The following is a 10,815-nucleotide window of genomic DNA, read 5'->3' as shown; positions in this document are numbered from 1 at the left end:
GCCATCGCCAGCAAGCCGGCTCCTACAGGGATTGTGGGGGTGTTCGGGGATTGAGGATCGACACAAAACCTGTAGGAGCCGGCTTGCTGGCGATGGCGATTTCATAGGCGCCATCGCCGGCAAGCCTGCTGCCTTTTACCCTAACGGCACCAACCGCTCCAACGCCTCGGCCACGCCAAATCCGTAGGCAGGATCGGCCTTGGTGCAGTTGTCGATATGACGCTGGCGGATCGCCTGCGGCACGCCGTTCATGGCGCGTGCGGTGTTGTCGAACAGCAACTGCTTGCGCGCCGGATCGAGCAGTCGAAACAGGTTACCCGGCTGTTCGTAATGATCCTCTTCCAACCGATGATCATAATGCTGGGCAAAGCCTTCCAGCGGCAGCGGCGGCTCGGCCAGTTCCGGCGAGTCCTGCCATTCACCGACACTGTTCGGGAAGTAACTGGCGGTACCGCCGAGGTTGCCGTCGGTGCGCATGGCGCCGTCGCGGTGGTAGCTGTGCGCCGGGCAGCGCGGCGCGTTGACCGGAATGTGGTTGAAGTTCACGCCAAGGCGATAACGCTGGGCATCACCATAGGAAAACAGCCGCGCCTGGAGCATGCGGTCCGGTGAAAAACTCACCCCCGGCACCACGTTGGCCGGCGAAAACGCTGCCTGTTCGATTTCGGCAAAGTGGTTTTCGGCGTTGCGATTGAGCTCCATGACGCCCACTTCAATCAGCGGGAACTCAGCGTGCGGCCAGACCTTGGTCAAGTCGAACGGGTTGTGCCGATAGTTGAGCGCCTGTTCTTCCTCCATCACCTGAATGCACAATTTCCAGCGCGGGAAGTTGCCCTGCTCGATGACTTCGTAAAGGTCGCGCAGATTGCTTTCGCGGTCCTTGCCGACCACCGCTTCGGCCTCCGCGTCCGAAAGGTTTTCGATGCCTTGCTGGCAGACAAAATGAAACTTCACCCACACCCGTTTGTTGTCGCGGTCGATCAGGCTGAAGGTGTGACTGCCGAAGCCGTGCATGTGACGGAAGCTGGTGGGAATCCCGCGATCGCTCATCACGATGGTCACCTGGTGCAGCGCCTCGGGCAGCAGGGTCCAGAAGTCCCAGTTGCTGGTGGCGTTGCGCAGGCCGGTGCGCGGGTCGCGTTTGACCACGTGGTTGAGGTCGGAGAAACGCAGCGGGTCGCGGAAGAAAAACACCGGCGTGTTGTTGCCGACAATGTCCCAATTGCCTTCGTCGGTGTAGAACTTCACCGCGAAGCCACGGATATCACGCTCGGCATCCGCCGCGCCGCGTTCGCCGGCCACCGAGGAAAAACGCACGAACAGCGGCGTTTCCTTGCCCACCGAGCTGAAGATGCTGGCTTTTGTATAACGAGTGATGTCATGGGTGACGGTGAAGGTGCCGTAGGCGCCCGCACCCTTGGCGTGCATGCGCCGCTCCGGGATCAGTTCGCGGTCGAAGTGGGCGAGCTTTTCCAGCAACCAGATGTCTTGCAAGAGCGCCGGTCCACGGGGGCCGGCGGTCTGGATATTGAAGTTGTCGGCCACAGGTGCCCCGGTGGCGTTGGTCAGCTTTTTCATGGTCAGGTTCTCGAAGGATTCGGCTCATCAGGAGCGAGAACGGCGCGGATCTACGCCCGCGCCGTGGGCACATCAACCCTTGAGGAACGCCAGCAGGTCAGCGTTGAGCTGATCCTTGTGGGTATCAGTCAGGCCATGGGGCGCGCCGGGGTAGACCTTCAGCGTAGACCCCTTGACCAGTTTTGCCGAAGCAATGCCGGCGGCCTCGATCGGCACCACCTGGTCCGCGTCGCCATGCACCACCAGCGTGGGGATGTCGAATTTCTTCAGGTCTTCGGTGAAGTCGGTTTCGGAAAACGCCTTGATGCAGTCATAAGCGTTCTTGTGGCCGGAGGTCATGCCTTGCATCCAGAACCAGTCGATCATGCCTTGCGACGGTTTGGCGTCCGGTTTGTTGAAGCCGAAGAACGGACCGCTGGCGAGGTCGATGTACAGCTGCGAACGGTCGACCAGGGACGCCTGACGAATACCGTCAAACACCTCGATCGGCAGGCCACCGGGGTTGGCTTCGGTCTTGAGCATCAGGGGCGGCACCGCTGAAATCAGCCCGGCCTTGGCCACGCGCCCGGTGCCGTGGCGACCGATGTAGCGCGCCACTTCACCACCGCCGGTGGAGAAACCGAACAGCACGGCGTCTTTCAGGTCGAGCCGTTCGATCAACTGCGCCAGGTCATCGGCGTAGGTGTCCATGTCGTTGCCGGTCCATGGCTGACTGGAACGGCCATGGCCACGACGGTCGTGGGCGATCACCCGGTAGCCTTTGGAGGCGAGGAAGATCATCTGCGATTCCCAGCTGTCGGCGTTCAGCGGCCAACCGTGGCTGAAGACGATGGGCTGGCCGGTGCCCCAATCCTTGTAATAAATCTCGGTGCCGTCTCGGGTGGTGAACGTGCTCATGCGATGTTTCCTCAGGAGGGTTGGGGGTGATTCAAACCGGTGAGTGGCTCAGGCGTTCAGCCAGCCGCGCCACGCGTTCACCCAGGTGCGCGGCGGTGCAGCGATCTTCCGGGGGCGGTGCGAATTCGGGGGACTGTTCGACATTCGACTGCGCCATGGCGCCCAGCGAACTGCCGAGGCGATTGAGTTGCCCGTCGAACACGCCGGTGCCGGAGCGTGCCGGCAGCAGGTCGAGGCCGACCCAGATCATCGAATGCTGCGCGGCGAACACTGCCATCTGCAGCAAGGTGTTGAGTTTGTCGCCACACAGGCAGCCGGAATTGGTGAAGCCCGCCGCGAGTTTGTCGCGCCAGGGTTGGGTCAGGTAGAACGCCGCCGTGGCTTCCATGAACCCCTTGAAGCGTGCCGAGGCGCTGCCCATGTAGGTCGGCGCACCGAAGATGATCGCGTCGGCGTTGTGCAAACGGTCCCAGTGCTGGTCCACGTCCTCGACCGAAATCAGCTGGCAGGTACTGCCCAGGTGCCGCTCCACACCTTGGGCCACGGCTTCGGCCATGACCCGTGTGTGCCCGTAGCCACTGTGATAGACCACCACCACGTTGCTCATTCCGGCGTCCTCATGACAAATAAATCCCTTTTCACAACACGGCTCCTACAGTTTGAGCAGTTGCGGTGCTGGAGTTTTGGGCGTAGACCGGACGCAGGACGAGTTAAACGTTGTTAATTTTCCCTGGCGCGCCAAAAGCCCCGGCGCCTTCTACACAAGCGCCGCGCCCAGTAAAAACGCAAAGAACAGGGAGGATCGTAAACCGGCAGTCCAAGTGAACACCCGGCAGTCAGTTGGCCAGCGCATTGCGCGAATGAACAAACCTGACGAATATGCTCGGTAACCGCGTACCAGACGGCTGCAAGCAGGAGTGACCCGTTGACCCTTTCCCCCGAACAGGCCATCCATTTCGGCCCTTACCGGATCTATCCCGGACAACGCCTGGTGATGGAGGCCGACCAGCCCCTGCGCCTGGGTCGGCGTGCCATGGATATTCTGTTGATCCTTCTGGAACACGCCGGAAATGTGGTCAGCAAACAGGAACTGATCGCCGGGGTCTGGCCTAAAAGCGTTGTTGAAGACATCAACCTGCGGGTGCACATGGCGGCGTTGCGCAAAGCCCTCGGCGACGGCCAGAACGGCCAGCGTTACATCGTCACCGTGGCCCAGCGCGGCTACAGCTTTGTCGCGCCGTTCTCTTTGGAGCACATCGAGCAACATCCGGCGAATGAAGCCCCCGCACCGAACGGCCACAACCTGCCCGTGCGGCGCACGCGCATGATCGGTCGCCAGTCTCTAGTCGACAGCCTGGTGGTCCAGTTGTCACGCCAGCGTTTCATCACGCTGGTCGGCCCCGGCGGCATCGGCAAAACCACCGTGGCCCTGCGCGTTGCCGAGCAATTGATCGGGCGCTACCGCGATGGCATTCGTCTGCTGGACCTGGCACCGATCAACGATCCATCGATGATCAGCGCGCATCTGGCGACGCTGCTCGAACTGTCGTTGCATGACACCGACCCGATGAGCGGCCTCCCCGCATTTTTGCGCGACCGGCAGATGCTGCTGGTGATCGACAACTGCGAACACCTGCTCGACGCCATCGCCGTGTTGAGCGAAAGCATCCTGCGCGCCGCGCCCGACGTGCACATTCTGACCACCAGCCGCGAGAGCCTGCGGGCCGAAGGCGAGTTCGTTCAGCGTCTTGAGTCACTGGACTGCCCGCCGCCCATTGCCGTGCTCGACCGCGCGCAGGCCCTGAGCTTTTCGGCCTTGCAGTTGTTTGTCGAACGGGCGATGGCCAGCCACGACAGTTTCGAACTGCGCGATGACGAGCTGCCGCTGGCGATTGAAATCTGCCGGCGCCTGGACGGTATTCCCCTGGCGATTGAACTGGCGGCGGCGCAAGTCGGCGGCCTCGGCGTGGGCGGCTTGCTCACGCAACTGCAAGGCAGTTTTCGCCTGCTCACCCAAGGCTGCCAGACCACCTTGGGTCGCCATCAAACCTTGCGCGCCACGTTGGACTGGAGTTTCGAACTGCTGAGTGCCTGCGAACAAACCTGCCTGCGCCGACTGAGCGTGTTCAGAGGCGGCTTCACCCTGGAGTCGGCAGCAGCAGTGATCGTCGGCGAACATATCGAACCCTGTGAGGTGTTTGGCTCGATCACACAACTGGTGGCCAAGTCGCTGCTGAACGTCGAGGTCGGCGACGAAGAAGTGTTCTACCGCCTGCTCGACACTACGCGCAGCTACGCCCTGGAAAAACTCGACCAGGCCGCCGACCTGCCGGGCACCCGCGAACGCCACGCCGAGCGTTGCCTGGCCTTGATGCATCAGGCCCAGCAGGACTGGGAGCTGATCGCGACGGCGACGTGGATCGAGCGTTATGCACGCAGTCTGGAAGATATTCGCGCAGCCCTCGATTGGGGCTTGAACGCACAAGGGCCGCAGACGTTGGCGATCCGCCTGACCGCGACATCGACGCCACTCTGGCAGGAAATGTCGCTGCTCAAGGAGCACGGCGTGTATGTGCGCAAGGCGCTGGCCCTGCTGGATGCCGCGCCCGAGCCCTGCCCCCGGCTGAAAATGGCCCTCAAACTGGCCCTCGGCAGCGCCTGCTACCACACCCATGGCGGCACGGCGGAAACCGTCGAGGCCTTCGTCAGCGCCAGAACGCTGGCCAGGCACTGCAACGACGTGGCCGGTCAGTTACGTGCGGTGTCCGGGCACATGGCGGTCAACCTCTGCTGTGCCAACTATCAAATGGCCCTGGAGCAGAGCCAGCAGTTCGACCGGTTGGGGCTGCACGGCGATGAAGTGTTGTCCCTCAGCACCCACCGCTTGCGGGTGCTGGCGCTGCACTTTGCCGGGAATCAGGAACAGGCGCGGGTGAATGCCGAAGAGGTGCTGCAGCGCATGGCACAGAGCGGCCACCTCAACCGCTTCACCCACGGTTTTGGCGTGCAGTACGACCAGAGCGTCGCCGCCCTGACCATTCTGGCGCGCATCCTCTGGCTGCAAGGCCGGCCGGAACAGGCGTGGCGCACCGCCCGGCAAGCGCTGGACATCGCGATGCAGATCAACCACGGCACGTCCATCTGCTACACCCTGGCGCTGGCCGGTTGCCTGATCGCCCACTACAACGGCGACACCCGCACCGCGCGCGAACTCTTGCGACTGCTGCTGGAACAAGCGCAAAAACACTCGGTGCTGCTGTTCTACACCTGGGCCATGCACTACGCACAGGTGATCGACCACACCGAGCTGCGCTCCTCCCTTCTGCCGGGCGAGGGGTTGATCAAGGACATCATGGTGACGCTGGACACCGGTTTCGTCGATGACGACTTGTCACAACGGGCAGATACCGGCATCGCGGGCTGGAACACGGCGGAGATCCTGCGAGCCAGGGCTGAGGCGCTTCTGGCGCAAGAGTGCCCGTTGAACACCGACGCGGCCGAGGCCTTGCTGATCAGGGCCCTGAACGTCGCCAACCATCAGGGCGCCCTGGCCTGGGAACTGCGCAGCGCTACCTCGCTGGCACAGCTTTGGCAGCGTCAGGGCCGGCACCGGCAAGCCCATACGCTGCTGGCACCGATCTACAACCGGTTCACCGAAGGTTTTGCCACACCGGACCTGACGAAAGTCCGCCGTTTACTCGACGAGTTGCAGCGCCACGTGCCCGCTTGATACCCACCGCGCTCGGCTGATGTAGCGGGCGTAACGCATTTCAACGGTGCGCAATTCACCGCTGCCCTCGAGTTTCTCCAGGGCGTAGGTGCGGGTGGTGTTGAGGAAACGGTAGCGGGCCAGTCCGCCGCCCTGCTCCAGCGATAGCAACGATTTGAGCGCCAGACTTTCCACCCCTTCAATCAAGCGGGCAGGCAGCAATGCCGCGCAACTGATCACGCCAATGGCGGCATCCAGCGTAAAGGCCATCTTGAACACCGACAGGCGCTGCAACACGGTTTGCTCCAGCGGGCTCAGTTGCTCATAGCTCCAGTCCAGCGCCGCTTTCAAGGTTTGATGCCGGGGCACGGCGGTGCGCCGGCCCTGGGTCAGCAGCTGAAAACAATTGTCCAGTTGAGCTTGCAGGCCCACCAGCGCCAACGCATCAATCTGCGCCGCCGCCAGTTCGATGGCCAGGGGCAGACCATCGAGCCGGCGACAGATTTCGCGCACGACCTTGAGGTCTTGTTCGCGCAGCACAAAGCCTTGCTGACGAGCACGGGCACGGCTGACGAACAGTTGCACCGCCGAATAGCCCATCGCTTCGGCCACACTGTGCAACGCCGAAGCCGGAGGCACCGCCAGTGGCGGCAAACGCTGGACCGTTTCCCCCTGCGCCTGGAGCGGCTCGCGACTGGTTACCAGGATCGACAGGCGTGGCGCCGCCATCAGCAGGTCCTCGACCAGTGTCCGGCAGCGTTCGAGCAGGTGCTCGCAATTGTCGAGCACCAATAACGCATGACGTTGCGCCCATGTCTCCAGGGTGGTTCCGACGCCCAGCTCAAGCGCCCGGGTCAGATGATCGACCACCTGCGCAGGGTCATCGATCACCGCCAGATCCACCAGCCAGACCCCATCCTGATAATGCTGCAAGAGCAGTTCGGCCACCCGCAACGCCACGGTGGTCTTGCCGATGCCGCCGGGACCGGTCAGGGTCATGAGGCGCCGAACCGGTAACTGGCGGACCAGACTGCCGACCAGCGAATCGCGCCCGATCACCGGCGACAGGCGCGCGGGCAGATTGTGTTGAGGTTTCTGAACCGTTTCGATCGAGGCCAGCGTACTCGCCGGCACCCGCTGCACGGACGCGATAAAGCTATAACCGCGCTGGGGAATGTTGACGATGTAGCGCTGCCCGTCCTGCCCGTCGCCCAATGCGCGACGCAGCGCGGCGATATGCACGCGCAGGTTGATCTCCTCGACCACCGAAGTCGGCCAGACGAGTGCGATGAGCTCGTCCTTGCTGACCACGTTGCCCGCACGCTGGACCAGCACCTGCAAGATATCCAGGGCCCGCCCGCCCATGCGCAGCGGCCGGTCCCCATCGAGGATCAGCCGTTGCCGCAGGTGAAACGCATAAGGGCCGAATCGCAGCACCGCTTCGTTGTTCAAATCACTGACGCTGTTCATGCAGGTCCACGTGCGCAAACCCTAAGCGGCTCAACGGATTGTCATTTCCATTGCGCGCCAGGCTCGCGCCTCCATTACAAAGAGTTCACGGGTATCTTCGCAGGCCTTGGTGACGGAACAACGGTCACGGTGGGAGCGTCACGGCCATCACGGTGCGCAGAACGGACAAAAAGGCTCTAGCTGAACTGTTCGCGGTACTGGGACGGGGTCAACCCGAGTTTTTCACTGAACAGAAACCGCATGTGCCGCACACTGCCAAAACCACTTTTGAAGGCCACGGTCTTGAGCGGCAAGTCACTGGTTTCCAACAGATTTCTCGCACAGTCGATACGTGCGCTCTGGAGAAATTCCATCGGCGTCATGTTCACTTCCCGGGCGAACACCCTGGCGAAATGACGCGGACTCATGGTGGCCAGGCCGGCCATGCGCTCGATGCTGAAGGCTTCGTCGAGGTGGTCGAGCACATAATTCTGCACGCGCGTCACCGGTGTTTCGTGAGGGGCCACCGTCGCCATCAACGGACTGAATTGCGCCTGTCCGCCCTGACGTTTCATCACCACCAGCAACACCTTGGCCACGTCCTGGGCGACTTTCTTGCCATGGTCTTCGGCCACCACCGCGAGTGCCAGGTCAATGCCGGCAGTGACGCCGCCGGAGGTGATCAGGTTGCGGTCCTGAACAAAGATCTGATCGGTCTCCACCGTCGCCTTCGGGAACCCCTTGATCAGCCGTTCGGTGTAATGCCAGTGGGTGGTGACACGGTAGCCATCAATCAGGCCGGCATTCCCGAGCACGAATGCGCCGGTGCAGATCGAGCCATAACGTCCGGCCCGCTTAACCGCACCTTTGAGCCAGCCGAGCAACGGCGGGTGTTTTTCGTTGTAGGCCCCGGGGCCGCCCGGCACCAGCAACAGGTCATACGCCTGATCCGCCTGATCGATATGCACATCGGCCTGCACGTTGACACCGTTGGAGGCACGCAACGCGCCGTGCTCGGTGCCGATGGTCGACAACGCGTAACGCTCGGCCGGTTCCAGATAACGATTAGCGATGGAAAACACCTCCATGGGCCCGGCCATGTCGAGCAGGAGAAAATCAGGGAACAGCACCATTGCCACGGTTTTCATGGGTTCAAAATCACTGAAATCAAAAAAAGAATACTGGCCAAACACGTACCCCCTGTAGGAGCCGGCTTGCCGGCGATGGCGGTACATCAGCCGATATTGTTAGCGACTGACACACCGCTATCGCCGGCAAGCCGGCTCCTACAAGGTTACGTGTACGGCATGAAGGCTGTGCTGTGCATTATGGCCAAGTGCGGGGGGATCAGTCTGCTTATTATTGTCAACTAAAACGGGACAGTATTTCAATTTTCATCTACTTATTGCACTACAGGATAAACATTAACCTTCTCCTCACTCGGACGAATCAACGTCCCCACAGGAGATTTCATCATGCTGACCCTTCGCAAAGCTTCCGATCGCGGCTTGGCCAATCATGGTTGGTTGAAGTCGTTCCATACCTTTTCCTTCGCCAACTACCGCAACCCGAAAGAGCAGGGTTTTTCCGACCTGCTGGTGATCAACGATGACCGCGTCGCGGCAGGCAAAGGCTTTGGCCAGCACCCGCACCGTGACATGGAGATTTTCTCCTACGTGCTTGAAGGTGCCCTGGAACACAAGGACACCCTGGGCACCGGTTCGGTGATCCGCCCCGGTGACGTGCAATTGATGAGTGCCGGCAGCGGCGTGGCACACAGCGAGTACAACCACTCGGCGACCCGTGGTGTGCACTTCCTGCAAATCTGGATCGTGCCGGACGTCAGCGGCGCCAAACCGCGCTATCAGCAAGAGCATTTCAATACACAGAAGAAACGCGGGCGCCTGCAACTGATCATCTCCCCCGAGGGGAAAAACGGTTCGCTGAAGGTGCGCCAGGATGCGCGGGTGTATGCCGGCCTGATCGATGGCAAGGAAAGCGCCACGCTGGAACTGGCCGCCAATCGTTATGCCTACGTGCATGTGGCGCGTGGCAGCGTCGAACTCAACGGCCTGCAATTGCAGGAAGGCGATGGCGTGCGGGTTCGCGATGAACAGTTGCTGACCCTGAGCAACGGCGTGGATGCCGAAGTGCTGGTGTTCGACCTGCGTCCTCAGGAATTGCCTGAAATGCCGTAATCCGGTGTGAAGTAATCGCCACCTCGCTGCGCTCGACAGCTCCTACAGGTACACGCAAATCCCTGTAGGAGCTGTCGAGCGCAGTGAGGTGGCGATCTTTCAGCCGTCACTCCCCTGTCCCCGCAAACCCCGCCACAATCTCATCGATCACCACCCGCACCCTCGCGGTATGCCGCAAGTCCTCGTGCGTCACCAGCCATATGTCGTACGGCACCGGCCGTGTGCGTTCCGGCCATAGCCTGACCAGCCCGTCGCGCTCCCCCATGTACACCGGAATTTCCCCGAGCCCTATCCCCGCGGCAATCGCCCGGCGCACCAGCAGACTGGAGCTCAGGCTCGAAACGATGCGCCCGCGCCCCAACGGTTCCGAGACCAGCGTGATGTCTTTGTTGTTCTGCAAATACGGCTGATACACCACCAGATCATGCCCCTCGAACGCCGAACCCGGCGCCGGCACACCGTGGGTGTCCACATACTCCCGGGAGGCAAACAGGCCCACCGGCCAACGCGCGATGCGTCGGGCGATCAGGTCCGGGTTGTCTGGCCGGGTGTTGCGCACGGCGATGTCGGCTTCGCGTTTCGACAGGCTCAGAATCTGCGTCGAGGCATCCAGTTGCACGCGCACGTCGGGGTGCTGTGCGTGCAAGCGGGCAATCGCCGGGATCAGGAAGTCGATGGCCATGGAGTCCGTGGTGCTGACCCGAACGATACCGGTCAGCCGGTCGTCGAGCCCTTGAATCTGGCGCTGCATCTCCAGTGCGGAGTGCTCCATTTTCTCCACGGCTTTCAACGCGGCTTCACCGACGGCTGTCAGCGCGTATCCCTCCGAAGTGCGCAGAAACAGCGTCGCACTCAAGGACTTCTCCAGTGCCGTGATCCGCCTCCCGACGGTGGCCTGATCGACCCCCAGCACCCGCGCCGCGCCACGTAACGTCGATTCCCGGCATACGGCCAAAAACACCCTGGCGTCATCCCAATTCATAG

At 61.9% G+C, this 10,815-nt stretch carries 8 protein-coding genes; 2 read left to right on the top strand and 6 right to left on the bottom strand.

From position 1 onward, the window contains the following. Nucleotides 1-135: 135 nt before the first annotated feature. From KGB27_RS21050 to KGB27_RS21040, 3 genes are all read right to left on the bottom strand, one after another. Complete coding sequence (locus tag KGB27_RS21050; RefSeq protein WP_008041156.1) at nt 136-1,578, bottom strand: catalase; 1,443 nt, start codon at nt 1,576-1,578, stop codon at nt 136-138. 72 nt (nt 1,579-1,650) lie between these two features. Continuing rightward, complete coding sequence (locus KGB27_RS21045) at nt 1,651-2,475, bottom strand: alpha/beta fold hydrolase (protein WP_008032867.1); 825 nt, start codon at nt 2,473-2,475, stop codon at nt 1,651-1,653. 31 nt (nt 2,476-2,506) lie between these two features. Beyond that, nucleotides 2,507-3,082: a flavodoxin family protein gene (locus KGB27_RS21040; protein ID WP_008032866.1), complete on the bottom strand. Its 576-nt coding sequence runs from the start codon at nt 3,080-3,082 to the stop codon at nt 2,507-2,509. 318 nt (nt 3,083-3,400) lie between these two features. On the opposite strand from KGB27_RS21040, the gene KGB27_RS21035 reads away from it, so the two are divergent. Next, nucleotides 3,401-6,205 carry an ATP-binding protein gene (locus KGB27_RS21035; protein WP_223556201.1) on the top strand — a complete coding sequence of 935 codons (2,805 nt, stop codon included), beginning with the start codon at nt 3,401-3,403 and terminating at the stop codon, nt 6,203-6,205. Here KGB27_RS21035 and KGB27_RS21030 read toward each other — a convergent pair. Both KGB27_RS21030 and KGB27_RS21025 read right to left on the bottom strand, forming a co-directional pair. Further along, on the bottom strand, nt 6,170-7,654 hold the full coding sequence (locus KGB27_RS21030; protein ID WP_223453046.1) for an ATP-binding protein: 1,485 nt from the start codon (nt 7,652-7,654) through the stop codon (nt 6,170-6,172). The two genes, KGB27_RS21035 and KGB27_RS21030, sit on opposite strands and share 36 nt — an antisense overlap. Nucleotides 7,655-7,830: 176 nt before the next feature. After that, the gene (locus KGB27_RS21025) at nt 7,831-8,781 is read right to left on the bottom strand and encodes a GlxA family transcriptional regulator (protein WP_223481944.1); all 951 of its coding nucleotides are present in this window, start codon (nt 8,779-8,781) and stop codon (nt 7,831-7,833) included. Between the two features lie 327 nt (nt 8,782-9,108). Here KGB27_RS21025 and KGB27_RS21020 point away from each other — a divergent pair, with 327 nt between their 5' ends. Continuing rightward, nucleotides 9,109-9,831 carry a pirin family protein gene (locus KGB27_RS21020; protein ID WP_008032862.1) on the top strand — a complete coding sequence of 241 codons (723 nt, stop codon included), beginning with the start codon at nt 9,109-9,111 and terminating at the stop codon, nt 9,829-9,831. 106 nt (nt 9,832-9,937) lie between these two features. On the opposite strand, the gene KGB27_RS21015 is transcribed toward KGB27_RS21020, so the two are convergent. Next, a complete protein-coding gene (locus tag KGB27_RS21015; RefSeq protein ID WP_223413862.1) occupies nt 9,938-10,813 on the bottom strand; it encodes a LysR family transcriptional regulator in 876 nt (291 codons plus the stop codon). Nucleotides 10,814-10,815 lie beyond the last annotated feature (2 nt).

This window comes from Pseudomonas sp. BF-R-01 (genome assembly GCF_019946615.1).
GTDB lineage: Bacteria > Pseudomonadota > Gammaproteobacteria > Pseudomonadales > Pseudomonadaceae > Aquipseudomonas > Aquipseudomonas migulae.
This window is presented reverse-complemented; position numbering and strand designations above follow the sequence as displayed.

Bases quoted from the DNA above. Each gene is read 5' to 3' on its own strand.
- KGB27_RS21045 (WP_008032867.1), bottom strand. From the start codon at position 2,475: ATGAGCACGTTCACCACCCGAGACGGCACCGAGATTTATTACAAGGAT.
- KGB27_RS21020 (WP_008032862.1), top strand. From the start codon at position 9,109: ATGCTGACCCTTCGCAAAGCTTCCGATCGCGGCTTGGCCAATCATGGT.
- KGB27_RS21050 (WP_008041156.1), bottom strand. From the start codon at position 1,578: ATGAAAAAGCTGACCAACGCCACCGGGGCACCTGTGGCCGACAACTTC.
- KGB27_RS21030 (WP_223453046.1), bottom strand. From the start codon at position 7,654: ATGAACAGCGTCAGTGATTTGAACAACGAAGCGGTGCTGCGATTCGGC.
- KGB27_RS21015 (WP_223413862.1), bottom strand. From the start codon at position 10,813: ATGAATTGGGATGACGCCAGGGTGTTTTTGGCCGTATGCCGGGAATCG.
- KGB27_RS21025 (WP_223481944.1), bottom strand. From the start codon at position 8,781: ATGAAAACCGTGGCAATGGTGCTGTTCCCTGATTTTCTCCTGCTCGAC.
- KGB27_RS21040 (WP_008032866.1), bottom strand. From the start codon at position 3,082: ATGAGCAACGTGGTGGTGGTCTATCACAGTGGCTACGGGCACACACGG.